The organism is Limnothrix sp. PR1529 (assembly GCF_002742025.1).
Taxonomy (GTDB): Bacteria; Cyanobacteriota; Cyanobacteriia; order CACIAM-69d; family CACIAM-69d; genus CACIAM-69d.
Genome location: NZ_LIRO01000091.1, coordinates 80,060 through 102,310 on the forward strand (window position 1 = coordinate 80,060; position 22,251 = coordinate 102,310).

Sequence of the window (22,251 nt, forward strand, 5' to 3'; positions counted from 1 at the left end):
CTCGTCCTCATCGGGATTCGGCAAGTCCCTAAGGGCGCTGTTCAGACATCCTCTAAGATTTGGCGATCGAGTCTGCCACCTTTCTGAAGCATGGAACTCAAAAAGATCGCCATTCAGAAACAAACCCATTTGGGCAGATAGCTTATCAGAAACACCCGAGCACCCCACAGGGGATGAAACCCATCAGTGAGCGATCGCTCGGTGGTTATAGAGTCCCTGCAATCGGTCGCGGCGCAGCATCAATTTTGGAGATCATCTCCTCTGAAACGGCCACGACTCAGCCTTATTGTGCCCACAGCTCGCCTAGAACTTACAGGGGTGGCTCGATTGTCGCCGCAGCCCAGCCCAGCCCGGTCGATCGCAATTTGATCGCACTTCCACTTCCGCATCAGCAAAAGCAGGCAGGTAGAATGCCACAGGATTGCTATAGTCTTTAGGCTGTGACCTTGCCAACTGTTTACTGATCCTGTTTGCTAATCACCCTTTGCTGATCGTGCTAATGACAGCGGCCTGCAAAGATATGCAAAACAAGATGTGTAAGCACGCACAAAGACCGATCCAAGACCGATCCAAGACCAACGAAAACGCACAAACCTGTACGAAAATGTACAGAAATGAGTAGCGCAAATCCCAGCGCTTAGCCCGTTTCATTACCTTGTTTCATCGCCTTAATTGCTAATTTGACCCTATGCTTGATGCCTCAGACCTGAAACGCCAAATTGATTTGCTGTGCGATCGCCTGGGCAACGCTCAGGACTGTCTTTGACCAAGCTGCTTTGAATGCCAAAGTGGCCGACTTGGAAAACCTAGCCGCCCAGCCAGACTTTTGGGACGACCAAAGCCAGGCCCAGCAAGTTTTGCAAGATTTAAATGATGCCAAGGGAGATCTACAACAGATCGATCGCTGGCAAAACACCCTCAACGACAGCCGCGCCGCCCTGGAGCTACTGGAATTAGAACCCGATGATGGTCTCCTTCAGGAAGCTTTCACCTCCTTAAATCAATTGGCAGCGGAACTGGATGCCTGGGAACTGCAACGCTTATTATCTGGCCCCTACGACAGCAAAGGAGCCGTTTTAAGCATTAACGCTGGGGCTGGGGGAACCGATGCCCAAGATTGGGCCGAGCAGTTGATGCGGATGTATACCCGCTGGGCAGAAAAACAACAATATAAAGTAGCGATCAGCGAGCTTTCTGAAGGTGACGAAGCGGGGATTAAATCCGTTACCTTAGAAATTCAAGGTCGCTACGCCTATGGCTATTTGCGATCGGAAAAGGGTACCCATCGTCTCGTACGAATTTCGCCCTTTAATGCCAATGGCAAGCGCCAAACCAGCTTTGCGGGCGTGGAAGTGATGCCAATTTTGGATCATTCCATTCAACTGGATATCCCAGACAAAGATTTAGAAATTACCACTTCGCGGGCCGGCGGCAAAGGCGGCCAGAACGTGAACAAAGTGGAAACGGCCGTGCGGATTACCCACTTACCCACGGGGTTGGCCGTGCGTTGTACCGAGGAGCGATCGCAACTGCAAAACAAAGAAAAAGCGATGGTTCTGTTGAAGGCCAAACTGTTGGTGATTGCCCAAGAACAGCGGGCCAAAGAAATCGCGGATATTCGCGGCGACATGGTGGAAGCGGCCTGGGGAACCCAAATCCGTAACTATGTGTTTCACCCCTATCAGTTGGTGAAAGACCTGCGCACGGAATTAGAAACCACCGATATTCAGTCGGTGATGAATGGTGATTTGGGGCAATTCATCGAAAGCTATTTGCGCCAAGAAAGCCAAGCTGCTGATGCCGTTGGCTTATAGTCCAGTGGTTTATAGTCGAGATTCCAGGTAGGGGCGTACGGCCGTACGCCCTTACGAGATTGACCAATTCTGTCGAGATTGTGGGAAATTACAGCGCGATTTTGTGAACCCAATCGGCGTAGGCCGGTTCGCGATTTTCGACGATCGCCGTGAGGGTGTCTCGCAACAGATGGGTGACGGGGCGATCGCTCCCCAATGTGTAGTTTTCGATCTTGCTCACCGGGGCGATTTTGGCCGCCGTGCCGCTGAGGAACACCTCATCCGCGATGAACAATTCGGTTTTATCCACCGGACGAATTTCAACGGGAATCCCCCGATCGCGGGCGATCGTCAAAATGCTGTCGCGGGTGATCCCTTCCAGGATGTCTTGCTCAAAACCAGGTGTAATCAACGTGCCATTGCGCACCAAAAACACGTTCATCCCCGAGGCTTCGCTCACCTTGCCTTGGGAATTCATCATGATTGCCTCATCAAAACCCGACTCTACCGCTTCGGTTTTGGCTAGGGATGAGGTGATGTAAGCACCCGCGATTTTGCCGCGCAACGGCAGGCTGCGATCTTCTTGGCGCACCCAGGAGCTAATCCGGCAAGCCACCCCTTCTTGGGACAGGTAATCGCCCATTTCCAAACCGTAGATAAAGAAGCTCTTTTCGACGCTGTGCAACCGGGGCGCGATGCCTAAATCGGAGGTGTAAACAAAGGGGCGAATATAAAACGATTTGGTTGGTTTGTTTTGGCGGACAAATTCTTCGATCGCCCAAAGAATTTTGTCGGCGGGCAAATCGTAATGCAGGAATTTGGCGCTTTGGCTAAGACGCTTGCTGTGGCGATCGAGCCGGAACAGCAAAATCGTGTTCGGATCCGCCGGGTCAGGAATCCCGCGCAACCCGCCAAAGGCCCCCGTGCCGTAGTGCAGCGCGTGGGTTGCGATCGACAGGTTGGCATTCTCGAAGGGAATAAATTCGCCTTTGTAGTAGGCGATCGGCATGAAATTTTGGTGCATGGCGGGTTGCTGCGGAATTGCGATTCGATGGGATCAAACGGGCCAAATAACCGGGCGACCGGCGGGCAAGATGCCCGCGCTACGGCGATTCGGGGCAGGGCTAGACGTTAAATCTAAACAGCATAACATCGCCCTCTTGCACCACATATTCTTTGCCTTCACTGCGGACGAGTCCCTTTTCTTTGGCGGAAGAAAGCGAGCCGGTCGCCACCAAATCCGCGTAGGCCACGGTTTCGGCGCGAATGAAGCCCCGCTCAAAGTCCGAGTGAATCACGCCAGCCGCTTGGGGGGCCGTCATGCCCGCATGGATCGTCCAGGCGCGGGTTTCCTTTTCGCCAGAAGTGAAGTAGGTGCGCAAGCCTAACAGGTCGTAGGTGGCGCGAATTAGGGACTTCAGCCCCCCTTCGGTCACGCCCAATGAATCGAGGAAGTCCGCCCGTTCCTCATCGGATAGTTCAATCAATTCCGCTTCCACTTGGGCGGAAATAATCACCGTTTGGGCGTTTTCGGTCTTGGCCAGCTCCCGCACCTGCTCCACCCATGGGTTGCCGGTGGCCAGGTCATCTTCCGAAACGTTGGTGGCGTAGATCATCCGCTTGCGGGTCAGCAGGCCCAAGGTGGCGATCAGGGGTTCCTCTTCTTCGGTCAGGCTGACTTGGCGGGCGGGGCGACCATCTTCAAGGACGGCCAGGATCTTTTCGAGCACGACCAGCTCCGCTTGAGCCTCTTTGTTGGCGCGGGCTTGTTTGCGGACGCGATCGGCTCGGCGCTCCACCTGGGCTAAGTCCGAGAGGATCAATTCCAGATTGATTACTTCAATGTCGCGGATCGGGTCGATCGAGCCGGACACGTGGATGATGTCGTCATTCTCAAAACAGCGCACCACATGGACGATCGCATCCACTTCCCGAATGTTGGCCAAAAACTGGTTCCCCAGCCCTTCGCCCTTGCTGGCTCCCTTCACCAGGCCGGCAATGTCCACAAATTCCACCCGCGTGGGGACGATTTGCTTGGACTTGGCCAAATCACTGAGCACTTGCAACCGTTCATCGGGCACGGAAACCACGCCGACGTTGGGTTCAATGGTGCAGAAGGGAAAGTTGGCGGCTTCCGCTTTGGCGTTGGCAACCAGGGCATTAAACAGGGTGGACTTGCCCACGTTGGGCAGTCCGACGATTCCGGCTCGGAGCATGGGTCGATCGGGCGGGGTGGCTGGGACTGAATTGCAGTCTACTAGCTTATCGGAAATGGGGGCGGCCGGCTGGCCGTGGCCCTAACGCGGGACGGTGGCAACCTGGGCTAACCAGCGATCGATCCGTTGATCCCACTCCACGGACTGGCCCGGCTGGGAGCGATACCAGGCGATCGCCGCCGGACGACCTTGCCGCGCCGCCAGGGTGGTGGCTTTCCAAAACATCACAGAGGCTTGGTTTGGGGCAAATTGCAGCACCAAATTAACCTGTCGCTCCAGTTTTTCCCCTTCAGCGGAACGCAACCACCGCACCACCGTTGTCTGATCCCCCAGGGAGGCTTGTGCAAAGCGATCGAGTGCCCGTTGCCAACGGCTGTCGCCTAGGTCGGCCAAAATCTGGCTGGGGATATCTTTTTGGGGTGAGTCGGCTCGCACCCGGGCCAGATCCGCGTGGTAGCGCAGGGCATCGTATTGGGCCTGTACCCGATCGTCCCAAACCAGCGATCGATTCACCAGCCGATCGCGCAGGGGCTGCAATTTGCTTAAGGCCGGCGACCAAAGTTCCAGCTTGACCAGCTTCAGGGCCTCTTGGTATTGGGCCAAGTCGGTTAAATCGGTCGATCGCAGCAACGGTTCCGTCAGCACGATCGGTTCCAAGGAAACGGGATCCGGCGCAAACCCGGAGGGGATCGCTCGGTAAATTGCTAAGTCCGGTGCATCGGTGGCTGATTGATCGACAATTAATTCCGGTTCCCGATTGCCGGTGATCGATTCCCAAACGGGCGATCGATCCTTGGGGCTGCTCCACTGGCCTTGGACGCTCAGGTGGCCCGGTCGCCCCAAACGGCTAATGTTCAAATGCACAATCACGCCGTAGCGAAGTTGCTGGTTCGATCGGGGCAATTGCCCGCTCACCGTTAACCAACCGCCGCCCGCTGGGCCGCCTTTCAGGCCTTGCACCGCCATGAGCGGCAAGGGATCCGTGGAACCGCTGGTGGCCACGCCGGCCTTGACCAGGGGAGCCAGCACCAAGGATTCCGGCGGCCCCTCCAAGTCGAGCGTCGTGGTGAGCCGATAGGCCAAGGGGCGATCGCCCTGGGGTTCCGGGTTCGGGGCCTGGTAGGCCCGCAACTGGACGATCGGCCAACATTGGGGCCCCGCCGTGCAGTTGGGTTGCTGTTGCCGCACGGTGGCCACCAACCATTGACGACCCAGCGGCACAATTTCCCCCATCCGTTGGTTGCCCTTGGTCAATTCCGCCCGCAGTTGGGCCACGGTTTTCAGGTCGCGGGGCGTGATGCCTCCGGTGGCGGGCAACCATTGATCCAACCAAGCAGCCGCCTCGGGATCAACAATTGAGCGAACTCCCACCGCAAAGCCCGTCGTTACCAGGGCGATCGCCCCGCCCAGGGTCAACAGCGCCGCCACAGACAGGGACAGGGAAGCCGCCCGTTTCCAGGGTGCAGCGGGCGAAACTGTGTGGCGAACTTTGGCCATAACCAAGACCGGGGATGCAGCAGGTTGAATCAATCTAACCGATCGATTCACTCCATCGATCGCTCAAAAGGTATCTCAACCCGGATCGGTGGGGCGATCGGTTGGGCTACTCGGCGGGAGGCAGTGGTGCAGCCCTGGGGGTCGGCGGCCTCGGGCCGCAGATATGCGAAGTTGGAAATAACGTTGCGTATAGGAGCCAACCATGGCCACCGCCTCGCCCAATCCGATCGACCCGTCCGTTGTGAACCCGCCCGTGGCCTTGGTGGGGGCCGGGCCCGGCCATGGGGCCTATCTCACCTTGCAAGCGGCTCAGGTGCTGCGCCAAGCGGAGGTGTTGGTGCATGATGCCCTAGTCGATCGGGCGCTGTTGGACTGGATTCCCGCCACCTGTGAACGAATCGACGTGGGCAAACGGGGCGGCCAGCCCTCCCCCAGTCAACCGGAGATCGATCGCTTGCTGGTGGCACAGTGGCGATCGGGAAAGCGGGTGGTGCGTCTCAAGGCGGGCGATCCCTTTGTGTTTGGGCGTGCCAGCAGCGAAATCCAAGCCCTGCAAGCGGCGGGGGCAACCTTTGAACTGATTCCCGGTCTGTCCAGTGCCCTGGCGGGGCCGCTGCTGGCGGGCATTCCCCTCACCGATGCGGTGCTGAGTCGTTGCTTCGCGGTGGCCAGTGCCCATGAACCCGATGAGTTGCACTGGGAAGCCCTGGCCCAACTGGAAACCCTCGTGTTTTTGATGGCGGGCCGATCGCTCCCGGAAATTACCCGCCAACTGATTCGCCACGGTCGATCGTCCGTCACTCCCGTGGCCGTCATTCGCGCCGCCGCCACTCCCCAGCAACAAGTTTGGACGGGCACGCTGGAATCGATCGCCCTGCAAACGGAGCGCGTTTCCCTCTCGCCGGCCGTGGTGGTGGTGGGGGAAGTGGTGCGACTGCGGGATTTTCTGGCTCCTTGGGGCCAAGGGTTTGTGCTACCCCAACTGCCTGAGCTGCATGAGTTGGGGCCAGCCGGGGCGATCGACCCGGTGGATCATCCTCCCTTGGTTCAACCGTTCATGCTCCAGCCCTCGATGCCCCAACCCTCGATCGCCCAACCCTTAGTGGGCAAAACCGTGCTCGTGACCCGATCGCTCAACCAGGCAGGCAGCTTCACCGGCCGGCTTCAGGCCGCCGGGGCCCAAGTGCTGGAAGTGCCCGCCCTGGAAATTGGCCCGCCCAGCACCTGGGAACCGCTCGATCAGGCCATTGCCGACCTCCAACGTTGTCATTGGCTAATTTTGACCTCCACCAACGGTGTTGAGGCATTTTTTAGCCGCCTCCAGGCCGCTGGCAAAGACAGCCGCGCCCTGGCCCATTGCAAAGTGGCCGTGGTGGGTCAAAAAACCGCCCAATGTCTTCAGCAGTTCGGCATCGTGCCGGATTTCATCCCCCCGGATTTCATCGCCGATGCGCTGGTGAGCCATTTTCCCGAATCCCTGCGCGATCGCACCGTGCTGTTTCCGCGCGTGGAAACCGGCGGGCGCGATGTGCTGGTCAAGGAACTCAGCGACCAAGGAGCCACCCTCTGGGAAGTGCCCGCCTACGAGTCCCGTTGTCCGGCGGCCCTCACCCCCGAGGCGATCGCCCTGCTGCGGGCCAAGCGGGTGGATGCCATCACCTTTGCCAGCTCCAAAACCGTCAAAAACTTCCTGATCCTGCTGCAACGAGCAGGCTTTGAAATTGATCAGGTGGCGGGGGCTTGCTTAGCCTCGATCGGGCCGCAAACCTCCCAAACTTGCCGTGATCTGTTCGATCGTGTCGATGCGGAAGCGCGGGAATATACCCTCGATGGATTGGCGGAAGCGTTAGAAACTTGGGCGATCGCGCAACAATCGACCCCCTAGCGCAAGCGCCAGCCGCCCAATCCCCAAGCCCAAGATTGACAGGCTCCAAATCAATTCCCCCCACCCAAGCGACCCAGGAAGGATCGTTAGGCAGGGGGAATTCGTTGTGCTGATTCTGAATCGAAGCTGATTCGGAATCGAAATCAGCCCGCCATGCTACTGCGGTGCTGCCTGGGCATTGGCCCGGGCGATCGCCGCGTTTTGGGCATATTGCGGGGCCCGATTTTGAGCAATGGAAGCATTCGGGCTGTCGGCCGGCACTTTCTGCATCAGAGCCGAAGCCGCCTGCCACTCTGCCGCCACCGTTGTCCATTCCGCCTTGGTCTTGGCCGTTTGGGCTAACTTGGCCGCGCTGGTGGCCTTGCGCACCGCTTCCGCAAAATCCGGATTCGGTTGATTGGCTGCGGGCGAAGCGGCCGGAGCGGGGCTGGCCGCCGGAGCCGCTGCTGGGGCTTCGGCGGCGGGGCTGGCCGGCGCAGGGCTGGCGGGAACCGCTGCCGGAGCTTCAGCGGCGGGGGACTCGGCCGCCGGGGCCGGACTGGCCGGCGCAGGGCTAGCAGCGGGCGCTTCCGCCGGGGCCGGGCTGGCGGCGGGAGATTCGGCCGCCGGGGCCGGACTGGTCGCCGGAGCCTCAGTGCCATCGGCCGTAATCGCCGGTTCCGCTGATTCTGGGGTGACGGGTGGCAAATAAACTTGCACTTCCGGCGGCAAACTGGCCACCACCTCGTTGAGATGCCCTTTGGTGTAGAGGTAATACAACCCGCCCCCAATGGCAATCAACCCCAGCAGCAACCCAATCAGGCCGCCGCCACCGCCCTTTTTGGCAGGCTTGGCCGGCTCGGAACTGTCTTCCGACTCCAAGGACTCATCGTCATCCATGGGCAGTGAGTCATCTTCCATGCCGTACTGCGCGCCATAGCCGCCGCCGTAGCTGTCGTCATCCGATAGCGCATCCATATCCACGGGAGGCGTGTTGGGCGCTTCGATTTGCGACATGCTCAGCGCATCGAGGCCGTAGGGTTCGTCGTCGTCGAGGGAAATCGAATCAGTCCAATCGGTTAGCAAGCTGCCCGGCTGCCGCCATTCCACGGCGATCGAGCGGAGACCCTTCACCCCCAACTGGAGCATCCCCTTACGGATGAAGGCCAGCAGTGCTTCGCGGTTGACAGGCTGGGAGCCTTCCAACACCACACGCAGCACATCGCCACCACTTTCGGCTTGGACGTTGATGCCTTTGGGTTCCAGCGATCGCCGCATCAAGGCAGCAATCGCCTCCGGGTCGCCTTGTTTGGCGCGTTCCAGTTGCGGGTTCGTCGTTGCCATCGAAAAAATCTAACGAGGTTAACTCTGCGTTCGCGCGACTTCAGCACCCCACGGACGATCGTGCCAACGGCCAGGGTGGCCCGACGAAAATCGGCGGCCGGTTGGACTGCATCGCACCGTTGCACCCTGTACGGTGGCTGGGGGCTGGGGCGAGGAACCCATTGGCTTCCAAGTCTAGGGGATTGTGGCGGCGGTCATGGTGTTACCGCAACGCTTAGTTATCTCCTAACCGGGTTGCCGGGCCCTTTCCTGAACGGTTTAGCCCAAGAGCCAAATTCAGGAAAGGAGGCTAGGGGCCTTCTTCGGTCATAAGCTTCAGCCAACATCCACGGGGCGATCGGGGCTGGGGCGGTCTCGCAGACTATCCTACTCAAAATTTTTCGAGATGAAGACGGTTTTGATGGTTTGATGGATGTGTCGCAAGCATTTGGGTCTTTTCACCAGTCTTTGGGCGCGGTTATGGGTACGGCGTGTCACATTCTTGTTGAGGGCAATTCCGCAGTTGTCTATTCCAGTCGGAATGGTCAACCTCAAAAGGTTTTGCCGGTTTTGGAGCCATTTCTAGACAAGTTTTGGCAGGAACGGGAAATTTCAGGCGAGTCGATCGACACTCCCGGTTGCCTGTTGGCACAAATCGTAGTGCGGTTTGGGTTTGAAAGCGCCGAAGATGATTTTTCCAACTTGCGGGTGGGGCCGTTGTTTGATGCCACGGTGCAATATCTTTACCAAGTGATGGGCGATCGCTCGGTGACAGTGTGGGTGCCAACGGATGCCTACCGAACGGATCCCGGCTTGGGGTTATCAGCCTGTCAGCGGTTGGAACCCAGCACCCTCAGCAACTAAGTTTCCGCCACTCAACGCAGTGACTCAACGCAGTTCTAGGCAGGTCTAGATAGGTCTAGGCAAGGGGCAAAGTTATAGCCCCTGGTGTCTCCGTGCCGTAAGCATCGGAGCTGCGGAAATTTGAAACTGCCAACAATGCCGCTTAATCGCTGCTGAATTGAAATGGTAGGGAGAAAAAACTTGGCTCAGAGTTTGGATCGGATCTATATCTCGCAAGTGCGATGCTACGGCTACACGGGACTTTTGCCAGAGGAAAAAGTTCTGGGGCAATGGTTTGAAGTGGATGCGACGCTGGATATTGACTTGGCTCCATCGGGCCAGAGCGATCGCATTGAAGATACGTTGGACTACCGCGCGGCGATCGAGCATATCCGCCAAACCGTTTCCCAATCCAAGGTGGACTTAATTGAACGGGTGGCCCAAAACATTGCTGATGGGCTGTTGACCCTGAAGGGGGTGGAGCGGGTGGTGGTGCGGGTAACGAAGCCAGCCGCGCCGATTCCAGAATTTGCAGGCACAATTGCGGTGGAAATTACCCGATCGCGTGGCTAATTCCTTGCGGTTAATTCGGTTGCAGTCGATTTGGCTACAGTCGATTGGGTTGTAACCCCAATATCTGACCTTGGCTCGATCGCTTGGACGATCACCCTTACAAACTATGGAGCTGGCGGGGCAGGCGCTTGGCAGGTTTGAGTTTCGGCATTGCAGCCACCATACACAAAGCTCTTCTGCCAACTGAGGGGCAACTCCAACAAATCCCTTGCGCCGGTAAATCCCAGACCTAAGAACAGCAACAGGGCAACCACATTGGCCACAATATGGGCTTTGCGCCAGGTCTTGTTGCGGTAAATTTCCGGCAAAATTGCCAGGGCAAAAATCATTAATAGGCCAGCCAGGGTTCCATAGTAAAAATGGGAAACCCACCATTCATGATCGCGGCGATAGATTCCTTCTTGGGCTGCAATGATGGTTAGACCCATGCCGGACAGGGTGGCAAATGTGGCTCGCCACTGTTTGCTGCTGGAGCGATATAAACAAATTAATGAGCCGATCGTTACGCCAAAAAATGCTAACTGGGTTGCCAATAGCCCACCCTTTTGGCTCCAATTAGCCGCATCCAACAGGTTGGTTTTGTCTGCAAATAAAATGTAGGCAAATGCAACCAAAATAATGCCAACAATGGATCCCGTCAGCCAGCGCCCAATCTCCACATGTTCGAGGCCAACGCTGGGCGGGATCTTTGATTTTTGACCGGCGGCGTTGGCAAGCCGACGTTGGCGAACCTGCCAAGCGGCCCGCGACACAATGCCAATCATTGGGAAGACAAGGACAACGGCTAGCCCTGGATGCAAAATCCCCAAAATGTCTACGGCTGTCATGGGTCTCTCTAGGTATTCGGGCTGATTGAAGGATGCTCAAGCACGATCGAGGAAGTCCGATTTTGGGCGGCTTTTAGATCGCCTTTAGGTGGCCGATCCAAGCACTGATTCAAGCCCCGTAACCCCTGATCAAAATTCTGATCAGAATATAGCTTGATCGCCCCGATGCCGTTGGTGAATTGTGATGGATCGGGGCGATCGCCGTTGTAACCCTATATTTCAGCCCTGTTGAAGATGGCGATCGCTTTTGCTGATAGCGCCCATTAGTGCCCGTTATTTTGTAAAGATATTTTTACAAAGAATTGTTACTCTGGCAGAGGGAGTGATGAACGACGCATCTTGCTCGATCGGGGGTCACCGCCGAATCAATCCGGAGTCCATAGGCTGGAATGGCTGAGTGAGCTTGGACTTGGGGATGAGCACGGCAGAGGCGACCAAGTGACCAGCGATCGAGTTAGATCCGATCGAGTCCTGACGGTGACATGAAATAGCGAAACGGAATGGCGTTTTGACGGTTGTAACGATTCTGAACCTATGACTCTTTCTTGGTTACGTCGTACCTCGCCGGCCCGGGCGCATGGTTCAAAACCACGGCGATTGACGGGGCGTTGGCTGGGCATTTTGGCTGGGGCGATCGGACTAATGCTGCTGCTGGCGGAATCCCTGGCTCGTTGCACTGGCCTAACGGAATTTGCCCAGTCGTCTTTGATGCTGCCCCTTTGGGGGTTGGAACTGTTGGGACAAACGCCCGACCAGCCCGAATATCGCAGTTGGTTAGTGGCGATGGTGGTGGGGTTGGTGGCGACGGTGGCCCTCGTACCTCGCTGGCGACGAATGCCCAGCCAACGATCGCGCGCCTTGGTGGTGGCGATCGTGGGTGCTTTGACCCTGCGCTATATCGTGTGGCGGGTCACCATGACGCTGAATTTCAGCACGGTGGCCGATGGGCTGGCCAGTGGCTTGCTGTTGGTTTGTGAAATTGCCCTTTGGGTGAATAGTGGTTTGGATTTGGCGCTGATGTTGCGATCGGGCGATCGCCGGGCCGAAGCGGCCCGAGCCGCCGCGTTGGTCGCCACGGGCTATCAACCCACCGTGGATATTTGGATCCCCACCTATGGCGAGCCGGTGGACGTGTTGCGCCGCACGGTCATTGGCTGCCAAGCGCTGAACTACGGCCCCAAGCAAATCTATTTATTAGATGACGGACGGCGGCCTGAAGTGCGTGACCTGGCCCAAACCCTGGGCTGTCATTACCTGACGCGGGCGAATAACACCCATGCCAAGGCCGGTAATTTAAACCATGCCTTGGGTTGCACCCAGGGGGAATTAATCGTTTGTTTTGATGCGGACTTTGTACCCACTCGCAACTTTTTGCAACGAACGGTTGGGTTTTTCCATGATCCCTCGGTGGGTCTGGTGCAAACTCGCCAGCATTTCTTTAACCCAGATCCGATCGTTTATAACCTGGGGCTGGGCGATCGCTTCACCACAAACCGTGACGTGTTCAGCCGCTATATCCAATCGGTGCGGGACGGTGTGGGCGCAAGCATTTGCTATGGCTCGTCCTTTGTGGTGCGTCGCAGTGCCCTAGAGCAGGTGGGCGGCTTTGTCACCAGCAGTCTTTGCGAAGACTACTTCACGGGAATTGCCTTGATGTCCAGTGGCTACCAAATTCGCTACTTGAATGAGGCCTTGAGTGCGGGGCTGTCGCCTGAGAGCATGTCGGCTTACATTGCCCAACAACAGCGATGGGCGGCGGGAACCATGCAGGGCTTTTTCATTCCGGAAAATCCGCTGACCATTCGGGGGCTGACGTTGGTGCAGCGGTTGCACTATGCCCAAGGTTGGTTTTACTGGGGCTTGTCGCTCATTCGGCTGTTGTTTTTGATGGCTCCGTTGCCGATCGCCCTGCTGGGCATTTCGCCAATGCAGGCGGATGTGATGGAGTGGTTACTGTGGTTTTTGCCGCTTTATGTGGCCCATTTGGCCACCTGCAATTGGTTGAACCGGCGATCGTGTTCGGCCACCTTGGGCGATGTCTATGCGATTGTGAATTGCTTCCCGATCGCCCTCACGGTGTTGCACACGCTTTGGCGGCCCTTTGGCCGCGCCTTTCGGGTCACTCCCAAGGGCATTGCCCGCGATCGGGCGGTGTTCAACCCCATGCCGGGGCTGCCGCTGCTTGGCATTTGGGGATTGACGGCCATGGCTTGGGGCTGGTCTTTGGCGCAGGTGTTGGGGTGGTTGCCCTTGCCAGCGGGCCAAAGCGGCGGTGAGCTGAATTTGGCTTGGTTGACCTATAACTTGCTGTTGGTGGGAGCGGCGGTGTTGGCTTCCGTGGATGCTCCGAAGCCAAATCGGCATGAGTGGTTCCGGCGCGATCGCCCGGGGTTGCTGCAACTAGCCGATCGCCCCTGGCCCATGGGAGTGACGCTGCGTCTGGCTTCCGAATCGGGAGCCATTGTGGCCCTCACCCGGTCGCCCCAACCCACGCCGAAATCGGGGATTGGGGCCCGTTGGGCAACGGTGCGCCGGATCCTGTTGGGAGAAGCGCAACCATCCCCAGTGACCCAGACCGCTTCGATGCTTGCGGATTGCTCGCCGCTGAGTATCACCCCCGAGAACCCGGAGCAGGGGCAATTACACCTCATCGATCGCGCCTTTGGTCAGCCCTTGGTTTTGCCGGTGCGATTGCTCCAGCAGCCCGATCGCGATCCCCAAACCGAGGAAGCGCTTTTGGAAGTGGCCTGGGAACCCCTGACCCCGACCCAACAACGGCAACTGGTGGAATGGCTCTATTGCCAGCCGGGCCAGTGGCAGTCTCGGGAATCGCCCGGGGAGTTGGCTTCCTTGGGGTTACTGTTGCGATCGAGCCTGTGGGCTTACCGACGACAACGCGATCGCCGGGCCCGTGAGGCGATCGTGCTGCCCTAGGGGTAATCAACGGTGATGATTCTCAAAATTTCCTCAAGCATCACTCTCCAAGAATCATTCCCCAAGAGTCATTCCCCAAGCATTTTTTCCCTAAAGTCCTTCTTCGACAATTACCACCGAAAAAATCACCACTGGAAAAATCACCACCGACGGATCGGCTCGAAAAGGCTCATGGCAAAATGCCTATAGCCTCAAGCCGTTTCTCAAGCTGTCTTTCGGGGATCGCCGTCATGATCGTTTTTTCCCACCATTCTTCCCAACTCTCACGATCAGCTCGATCGATCCTGTCCTGCGGTTTTCTGTCTTTGGTTTTTTTGCCTCGTGGTTTCGTGTTTTCCCGGCTGCGGGCCGCCGTGGGGGCGATCGCGCTCACGGCCCTGCTAATGGTGAGTGGGCTGGGGATCGCTGCTCCCGCTTGGGCTGCCAGCTCTGCCGCCATCCGGGCCATTGACGATGCGGAAGTGAGCAACCGCAACTTCGCCGGCCAAAACCTGGAGCGGGCTGAATTTGCCAGCGAAAACCTGGAGCAAGCCGACTTCCATGGGGCCAACTTGCGAGGAGCCGTTTTCAATGGCAGCAATCTCAGCGGCGCAAACCTGCAAGGCGTGGATTTCAGCAACGGAATTGGCTACCTGAGCAATTTCAACGGCGCGGATTTAACCGATGCGGTGCTGTCCGATGCGATGCTGCTGCGATCGACCTTCAAAGGGGCCAAGGTACAGGGGGCCGATTTTACCTACGCAGCGCTCGATCGCCTGCAAGCGGCCCGGCTCTGTGAATATGCGGCCGGCACCAATCCCCAAACCGGCGCAGATACTCGAGAATCGCTAGAATGCCCTTAGGGCAAATATCATTGGTTTTCCCCGCCGATTTCCCCCAGCGCTGGCCCCGAAGCGTCACTTCTGACCGATCGACCTCATGGGTACTGGTGTCAAAAATCACGCCTAGACCCCATCCCATGCGCTATAAATGCCATTGAGAGGAATGTCGCTGGATGCCATTGACTAGATGCCATGGACTGGTGTTTAGCTCATCGGACAGAGCCAGACCGCTGGGCGGGGAGCCAAACAGCTCAAAAGTGATGATTCCGACCGCCTCGCTCAGAATGTCGGTTAAGATTCGGAAGATTCAACCTCAACCAACCTAGACATTGAGATTCCCAACCGCCAACGGTGGGGAGGCTGTCTAATCACCATCAGGCAAACCTATCGGGGGCAACGCGATGAGCCGAGAACGCGATCGAGAAGAATGCCTTGAGAAGCTTGTGTGGGCGACTCAGGCATCGGGGCTGTCGATTGATCGGGCCCCGCTCGATAAGATTGCCGCCACGATCGTGCAAACCATGACCGGCCCGTGGCGCTATTTCCACACGCCGGAGCACATCTTTGAAGTGGGGGGCCATGAAGACCCGATCGAGGTGCTCTCGGCCCTGTTCCATGACTTGGTTTATGTCCAGGTCGATCGCAGCGTTAACTTCAACCTCAGCTACTTCATCACCCCCTTTGTGCGCGAAGAGGGCGAAGCTTTAATTATTCGCGATCAATCTGAACTCTTGGAAAAAGACCAAACCTTTGCGTTGGTCACCGATATTTTTGGCTTTGAACCGGGGCAAACCCTCTCTCCCTATGCCGGGATGAATGAGTATCTCAGTGCCCTGGCCGCCGGCAAAATTTTAGAAGACTATGCCCCCGCTGCCCTGATTGCCCAAATCACCGCCTGCATTGAGGGAACGATTCCATTTCGGCCCAAGAGTGCCGAGGGGTTCAGTAACTGTGATGTTCTGTATCAGCGCCTGAACTCGGTCAATGAAAAATATGATTTGGGGCTAGATGAGGCGTTAATTGAAAAAACCGTCAAGCGATCGGTGCGCTTGGCCAATCGGGATGTGGGCAGCTTTGCCAACCCCAGCGCCGCTCGGTTCTTGGACAACACCTGGAGCCTGTTGCCGGAAACCAACCACAATCTGAAGTTTTCCACCTCCTACACGGTCTATCAATACCGAGTTGCCCTCCAAAAAATGGAAGGCTTCATGAATTCCCTGCAACCGGAGCGCATTTTTCATCAGTTTCGCGATGAGCCAGATGATGCCACCTTTAATGCTTTGGTGGAACAGGCCCGCAGCAACTTGGAAATTGGTCGCCTTTATCTGGGCACAAAATTATTTACGATCGCCTTTCTAGAGGCCCTGTCCATGCGCTTTGGCAAGGATATTCCCCTGTCAATGTTGATGGGTGAAATGCCAAGCGAAGGGTTCAATGTTTCCTCCTTGGCGGACTTTTTGCCCGCGCTGGATCATGTCTATTACCCCCGCAACACCATTGAAGAGGAGGTGTTGACCCTGGTGGAAGTGGGCCGGTTGCAGGATTTTGACTACGACATCAAAAACTCGCCCCTCACGACCTACATGGTGAAGGCCATGGGCTATGACGAAATGTCACGACTGCGCGATCGGGGCAAGGCCTTCTTTGCCGGTGAACTATCCGCCGAGGCCTTCATTGCGGAATGTCCCCAAAAGATTGTGGCGGACGTGACGGAAGGGCTGGGCAAGCTCTTTGACAGCCGCAAGTCTGCCCTCAGTGGCCACAAGTTGGTGGCGGAAGTACCCGCCTAGGAATGACCGTGGAGCCGGTTGGGGGATGGGGGTGTGGTGGCACGGGTTTTCCAATTCGCTCTACTATTGAAGACGGTTCTAGCCTGTGCATCACCCATCCAACAGGTTAGGGTCGATCGCCCCTTCACCCCGTTTGAGTAACTGCCGCGCGTGACTGTTTCCCCCATTTCGCCCCAGGCCGGCTCAGTTTCGATCGCTCAAGGGCCGCCTCCTGCCGATGTTTTTGCCTTTGACCTCGATCGCTTTCAATTGGAAGCGATCGAGGCGTTGAATGCCAACAAGTCCGTGGTGGTTTGTGCCCCCACCGGTTCCGGCAAAACCCTGGTGGGTGAATATGCGATCTATCGCGCCCTCAGCCAAGGCAAACGGGTGTTTTACACCACGCCCCTCAAGGCCCTTTCCAATCAGAAATTCCGCGACTTTAAAGAGCAGTTTGGCGAAGATCGAGCGGGGTTATTGACCGGGGATGTGTCCATTAACCGCGATGCCCCCGTGGTGGTGATGACCACGGAGATTTTTCGCAACATGCTCTATGGCACCCCGATCGGGCAAATCGGCACTTCCATGACCGATGTGCAAACGGTGGTGCTCGATGAATGTCACTACATGAACGACTCCCAGCGGGGAACCGTTTGGGAAGAGTCGATCATCTATTGCCCCTTTGAAATTCAACTGGTGGCCCTGTCGGCCACCGTGGCCAACAGCCAACAGCTCACGGATTGGCTGAATTATGTCCATGGGCCCACAGAGTTAATTTATTCTGACTTCCGCCCAGTGCCCTTGCGGTTCAGCTTTGGCAACTACAAAGGACTGTTTCCACTGCTGGATGACGAAGGCAAACGGCTGCATCCTCAGTTCAAGTCGGAGCGCCGCAACCGTCGCAAGCCCCGTGACCAGGTGAAGCGGGATCTGCGGGCCGAAACGCCGGATATTGCCTTTGTGCTGGCCCAACTCCAGCAGCGGGACATGCTCCCGGCCATTTATTTCATCTTCAGCCGCCGAGGGTGCGATCGAGCCGTGGCCAATGCGGCCGGCCTCTCCTTGGTGTCTGATCGCGAAGCCGCGCTGCTGAAAACCCGCATCGATAGTTTTTTGGTCAAAAATCCCGGCGCGGCCCGCGATGGCCAACTGGCCGCCCTCTATCGGGGGATTGCTGCTCACCATGCGGGAATTTTGCCCGCCTGGAAAAGCCTCGTTGAAGAACTGTTCCAAGACGGCCTGATTAAGGTGGTGTTTGCCACGGAAACCCTGGCCGCTGGCATCAACATGCCCGCCCGCACCACGGTAATTTCCAGCCTGTCTAAGCGAACCGATCGGGGACATCGCCTGTTAAACGCCTCCGAGTTTTTGCAAATGGCTGGCCGAGCCGGTCGCCGGGGCAAAGACATTCAAGGCTATGTGGTGACCCTGCAAACGCCCTTTGAAGGAGCCAAGGAAGCGGCCCACCTGGCCACCTCCCAACCGGATCCCCTCGTTAGCCAGTTCACCCCCACCTATGGCATGGTGCTGAACCTGCTGCAAACCCACTCCCTAGAGGAAGCACGCAGCCTGGTGGAACGCAGCTTTGGCCAATATCTCTCCACCATTCATCTGATTCCCTACCAAGAGGAAGTGGAGGAACTGGCGACCGAGCTGGAGCAACTGCAAGCCCAAACGGCCGAGGTAGACTTGGCCCAAGTGGCCCAATACGAAAAGCTCAATCAGCGTCTCAAGGCCGAAGAACGGTTGCTGCGAACCTTGCAAGAACAAGCGGAGGTGGTGCGCGGCAAGGACTTGGCTCCCGCTTTGCAATTTGCCGTGGCGGGGACTGTCCTGGCCCTTAAGGGGCCGTCAATGCCGGTGAAGGAACCTTTGCCAGCGGTGTTGGTGCTGAAGGTGGCTGGCTCCGGTCGATTCCCCTATCTGGTTTGTTTGGGGATTGACAATGCTTGGCATGTGGTGAAAACCGAGGATGTGGCGGGCCTTTACGGTGAATTTCCGCGCATTTCAGCGGTCGATCGCCTGGAACCCCCGGTGGCTTTGCCCCTGCGACCCGGCCAGCACCTGGCCGGCGACGAAGAAACCCTGGCCATCATCCATCGAATTCCTGTGCTGCCCGATCCGGAGGATGCGCCGGAAGTGATTGAGCAGCGAGAACGGGTGGAAGCGGTGGCGGCCCAATTGGAGGAGCATCCCGTTTCCCAATGGACTAATCGCAAGTACCTGTTCAAGGCGTTGCACAACTTGGATGCGTTGGCGGCCACCCTGGCGGAAAAACGCGGCCAGTTGGGGCGCATGTCTGAGCGCTATTGGCAGGAGTTCGTGAATCTGATTGAAATCCTGCAATATTTCGAGTGTTTGGACGAAAACCACAAGCCCACAGAATTGGGCCAGGCGATCGCCACGTTGCGCGGGGAAAATGAACTGTGGCTGGGGTTGGCTCTGATGTCTGGCGAGTTCGATCGCCTGGAGCCGCCGCAACTGGCCGCTGCCTGTGCTGCCCTGCTGATTGAAGAACCCCGCCCGGACACTTGGACGGACGCACTCCCCACGGATGGCGTGTTGGCCACCCTGGAAGATCTGAGCGATCAGCGGCGAGAACTGTTCAAGATTCAGCGGCGCTATCGGGTAATGTTGCCGATTTTGCTGGAAGACGAGCTGATCGGTTTGGTGGAGCAGTGGGCCTTGGGGGCGGAGTGGTCGGACTTGTCGGCCCGCACCAGCTTGGATGATGGGGATGTGGTGCGGATGGTGCGCCGAACGCTGGATTTGCTCTCCCAGGTGATTCATGTGCCCTATTTGGCGGGAGACTTGAAGGATCGGGCCAGCGAAGCGCGGGCCCTGCTCGATCGCTTCCCGGTTTCGGAAACGGTCGATTAAATCCTTGCGGGGTGGGGTTTGTTCATGGCCGCGTTGCGTCACACCAAAAAACGACTGAAACAGTGGCTGTTTCCCAAAGGCCGATCGCTCCGTTCCACAGTCCAATCCACGATTCAAGCCGCAGTCCAATCCACAAATCAAGTCACAACTCAATCCACTGGCCAACAGTGGTTACCCCCCTTGTCCGGCGTGGTTTGGATTTTGACCCTGGGGCGCGTTTTGCTGCACCTGGGCACTGGCTTGGTCATGTTCTACGGAGCAATCTACTTTGTGGAACAGGTGGGCCTGTCGGCCACCGCCGTGGGCACGGCGCTGGGGTTGGGTCAGTTGTCGGGGGTGCTGGGCCGGGTGGCCAGCGGTTCTTGGTCTGATTCACCCCGGGTGGGCCGGCGCAATGTGTTGCTGTTGTCGGCGGTGGCTTCGGCCCTGGGAGATGGGGTGTTGGGGTTTGCGGCGGGGTTTCCGTTGCTGATTGTGGGCAATCTGCTGATGGGCTTGGGCGTAGGGCTATATTGGCCGGCCATGGAAGCATTGGTGGCGGACTTTACCCCGGAAGAACATCGGCGGGAAGCCTTTGCGGTCACGCGGCTGGCGGATGTGGTGGGGTTGGGCTTGGGTACGGCGATCGGGGGATTGCTGGTGGGCCAAACGGGTCTCTATCGATTGCTGTTTTTGGGCGATGCCCTGTCTTTTGTGCTGTTTGCGGTGGCGGTGGTGGCCTTGGTTCCCGATCGCCGGCCCGCAGTCCAAACGGCGATCGGCCATTGGGCCGGCTGGCGCAAAACCCTGAGCGATCGACTCCTCGGCCTGTTTGTGATTGCTAATATTTTGTTCACCACCTATTTGGCCCAGGTGGAAGCCACCTTGCCCCTTTATCTCAAACGGATCGTGGGCTTGGCTCCCGCGCAAATTGGCGTGCTGTTCTCGGGGCATATTATTTTGGCCGCCGTGACCCAACTGCCCATGTCCCGGCTGCTGCGCCCCTATGGCCATGCCCGATCGCTGGCGATCGCCGCTGGGCTATTTGGGGCGGGCTTTGTCGCCGTTTGGTGGATTCAGCCCGGAGCCTGGGCCTTGGCCGGGGCGATCGGGGCCTTGGCCCTGTTGTCCCTGGCCATGGTGGCCTATACGCCCTCTGGCTCGGCCCTGGTGGTGGATTTGGCTCCGGAATCCCTGCGCGGCACTTACCTTTCGATTAATTCCCTCTGTTGGGCCGTGGGCTATGCGGTGGGGCCGCCGTTGGGTGGGTTGGCCCTGGATGCCACCCCAGCGATCGCCCGGGGGTTCTGGATTTGGCCCGTGTTGAGTGTGGGACTGGTGTTGGGCTTGTTGCACTGGCTCGATCGCCTGCTCGATCGACACCTGAACCGGGCATCCTCAACTTAGGATCAGTGGGAAAAGGATTCGGCAAGAAAAATCACCGCCCATCAACTTCCGTTGCAGACTTGAACAAAAATGTCACAATAGGGCCAGATTGTTGAGCAATGTTCGTTAATTTCCGTTAGTGCTTCTATTTGTGCTTCCGTTGGTGCTATCCCACTCGATCGGGAATGCGTGCAAATTCATTCACCGTCCCCTCAACTGCCCTTTGCACCTTTCCAGTCCCGTTCTGGGTAATTCTTGAATCACCAACCGTTGCAATGTGCGGCAGATCGTTGTTGCATAAGGTTGCAGGTGAACTCAACAACATCGTTAACGCCAACCAGAACGCTAACCAGCATTTCTGTAGGATTCTCCAAGAGTCCGATCGTCCTTCCGACTGAATCGACGCTATGGTTTTTAACCCCGAAACGGCTGACTGGTTTGATGACGCATCGAATGACGATCGCGTCAATCCGCTGCTGCAATACCTCCAGCGTCAATCGCCGGAAGTGTTGGCCCGTGTGGCCCGGGCGGTGACCCCTGATGTGAAGCAAATTGTTTCCCAAAATGTTCAAGGCTTGGTCGGTTCCTTGCCCGGTGAACATTTCAGCATCCAAATCGTGACCGATCGAGAAAACCTGGCCGGATTGTTGGCCTCGGCCATGATGACGGGCTATTTTTTACGGCAAATGGAACAGCGAATGCAGATGGAAGATGCCCTGCATGATGTGGCTTCCTTGGGGGATGATTAGCCCCCGAAGGTAGGCTGATGGTTTCGGCCAGTGCCTATGCCTAATCCCAACGAGGGGATGAAGCCTCTTGGCCGAATTTTGCCACCGCAACGGATATTGCTTGATTGCCCATGGATGCACCCAGTTTTCATGAATGTCGCCATCCGATCGTTCAATCACTCAATCAATACAGTGATTCAGAATTATTGGACTTATTTAAACGCTATCCCGACTCCGGCCGCTATTTTGTAGCCTTGTTTTGTCGCTATAGCCCGATCGTCTATTCCCTGGTACAACATTCTGCTCCGTCTGATGCCCAGGCGGATTATTTATTTGCCCAAATTTGGTTCCGAATTTTTCGCGAATTACCCACTTTAGATTTGGAGCGGGCCCGGGCAACTCGCATCGATCGCGCTGATGAATTTACCTTGCAAAACTGGCTCATTAACATGACCGCTTTGATGGTGAATCAGGCGGAATTGCCCCCTGTGGAATCCATTCACTATTCCTTGACGGCCGCCCCGCCGCCCCTTTGGTGCTACCTGCAATCGGCGCTCGATCGGCAAGATCCCACGGCACGTCTGATGGTGTTGATGGCCCAAACCCTGCATTGGAGCGAGCCACGGATCGCCGCCTATTTGCAAGCGGAAGGGGAATCCTTGTCGCCGGCCGCTGTTCGGGCCAAGTTGCGCCAAAGTTACCGCGCCTTGGAATCAGCCTTGCCGCCGGATATTCGGGCGATTTATTTGGGTGAATCCTTTGATGGGCCCGGCGCAGGAGAAGCGGAAACGGCCTTAAATTAAGACTCTGAACCAACG

Annotated in this window: 16 protein-coding genes; 11 read left to right on the top strand and 5 right to left on the bottom strand. The window is 57.3% G+C overall.

The window, feature by feature from the left end:
• Positions 1-688 precede the first annotated feature (688 nt).
• A protein-coding gene (gene prfB / locus AMR42_RS13145; protein ID WP_143473080.1) for a peptide chain release factor 2 occupies positions 689-1,814 on the top strand; the annotation gives its coding sequence in 2 pieces (ribosomal slippage) (positions 689-763 and positions 765-1,814; 1,125 coding nt in all).
• Between the two features lie 88 nt (positions 1,815-1,902).
• Here the strand turns inward: prfB and AMR42_RS13150 are convergent.
• The 3 genes from AMR42_RS13150 to AMR42_RS13160 all read right to left on the bottom strand — a co-directional run bounded on the left by AMR42_RS13150 (position 1,903) and on the right by AMR42_RS13160 (position 5,506).
• Positions 1,903-2,817 (bottom strand): branched-chain amino acid transaminase, encoded by a 915-nt coding sequence (locus AMR42_RS13150; protein WP_099534114.1) that lies wholly within the window; start codon positions 2,815-2,817, stop codon positions 1,903-1,905.
• Between the two features lie 100 nt (positions 2,818-2,917).
• A complete protein-coding gene (gene ychF / locus AMR42_RS13155; RefSeq protein WP_099534116.1) occupies positions 2,918-4,009 on the bottom strand; it encodes a redox-regulated ATPase YchF in 1,092 nt (363 codons plus the stop codon).
• Between the two features lie 81 nt (positions 4,010-4,090).
• A complete protein-coding gene (locus AMR42_RS13160; protein WP_099534118.1) occupies positions 4,091-5,506 on the bottom strand; it encodes a hypothetical protein in 1,416 nt (471 codons plus the stop codon).
• A gap of 202 nt (positions 5,507-5,708) precedes the next feature.
• On the opposite strand from AMR42_RS13160, the gene cobA reads away from it, so the two are divergent.
• Positions 5,709-7,391: a uroporphyrinogen-III C-methyltransferase gene (cobA, locus tag AMR42_RS13165; protein WP_099534120.1), complete on the top strand. Its 1,683-nt coding sequence runs from the start codon at positions 5,709-5,711 to the stop codon at positions 7,389-7,391.
• A 156-nt stretch (positions 7,392-7,547) separates the two neighbouring features.
• Here the strand turns inward: cobA and AMR42_RS20885 are convergent, their stop codons facing one another.
• Positions 7,548-8,714 (bottom strand): hypothetical protein, encoded by a 1,167-nt coding sequence (locus tag AMR42_RS20885; RefSeq protein ID WP_199858180.1) that lies wholly within the window; start codon positions 8,712-8,714, stop codon positions 7,548-7,550.
• A 459-nt stretch (positions 8,715-9,173) separates the two neighbouring features.
• Here AMR42_RS20885 and AMR42_RS13175 point away from each other — a divergent pair, with 459 nt between their 5' ends.
• Both AMR42_RS13175 and folB read left to right on the top strand, forming a co-directional pair.
• Entirely contained in the window at positions 9,174-9,557 is a 384-nt protein-coding gene (locus AMR42_RS13175; protein ID WP_099534149.1) for a histidine kinase, read from the top strand.
• A 192-nt stretch (positions 9,558-9,749) separates the two neighbouring features.
• On the top strand, positions 9,750-10,109 hold the full coding sequence (folB, locus tag AMR42_RS13180; RefSeq protein ID WP_099534150.1) for a dihydroneopterin aldolase: 360 nt from the start codon (positions 9,750-9,752) through the stop codon (positions 10,107-10,109).
• A gap of 104 nt (positions 10,110-10,213) precedes the next feature.
• Here the strand turns inward: folB and AMR42_RS13185 are convergent, their stop codons facing one another.
• A complete protein-coding gene (locus AMR42_RS13185) occupies positions 10,214-10,936 on the bottom strand; it encodes a DUF4079 domain-containing protein (RefSeq protein ID WP_099534122.1) in 723 nt (240 codons plus the stop codon).
• 534 nt (positions 10,937-11,470) lie between these two features.
• Here AMR42_RS13185 and AMR42_RS13190 point away from each other — a divergent pair.
• From AMR42_RS13190 to AMR42_RS13220, 7 genes are all read left to right on the top strand, one after another.
• A complete protein-coding gene (locus AMR42_RS13190) occupies positions 11,471-13,870 on the top strand; it encodes a glycosyltransferase (protein WP_099534123.1) in 2,400 nt (799 codons plus the stop codon).
• A 329-nt stretch (positions 13,871-14,199) separates the two neighbouring features.
• Entirely contained in the window at positions 14,200-14,712 is a 513-nt protein-coding gene (locus AMR42_RS13195) for a pentapeptide repeat-containing protein (RefSeq protein WP_234406993.1), read from the top strand.
• 380 nt (positions 14,713-15,092) lie between these two features.
• Positions 15,093-16,481, top strand: a complete 1,389-nt coding sequence (locus AMR42_RS13200; RefSeq protein ID WP_099534125.1) for a hypothetical protein — start codon at positions 15,093-15,095, stop codon at positions 16,479-16,481.
• A 192-nt stretch (positions 16,482-16,673) separates the two neighbouring features.
• On the top strand, positions 16,674-19,340 hold the full coding sequence (locus AMR42_RS13205) for a DEAD/DEAH box helicase (protein ID WP_099534152.1): 2,667 nt from the start codon (positions 16,674-16,676) through the stop codon (positions 19,338-19,340).
• A gap of 24 nt (positions 19,341-19,364) precedes the next feature.
• Positions 19,365-20,726: an MFS transporter gene (locus tag AMR42_RS13210; RefSeq protein ID WP_099534127.1), complete on the top strand. Its 1,362-nt coding sequence runs from the start codon at positions 19,365-19,367 to the stop codon at positions 20,724-20,726.
• Positions 20,727-21,112: 386 nt separating this feature from the next.
• On the top strand, positions 21,113-21,454 hold the full coding sequence (locus tag AMR42_RS13215; RefSeq protein ID WP_099534128.1) for a DUF760 domain-containing protein: 342 nt from the start codon (positions 21,113-21,115) through the stop codon (positions 21,452-21,454).
• A gap of 110 nt (positions 21,455-21,564) precedes the next feature.
• Complete coding sequence (locus tag AMR42_RS13220) at positions 21,565-22,236, top strand: RNA polymerase subunit sigma-70 (protein WP_099534129.1); 672 nt, start codon at positions 21,565-21,567, stop codon at positions 22,234-22,236.
• Positions 22,237-22,251 lie beyond the last annotated feature (15 nt).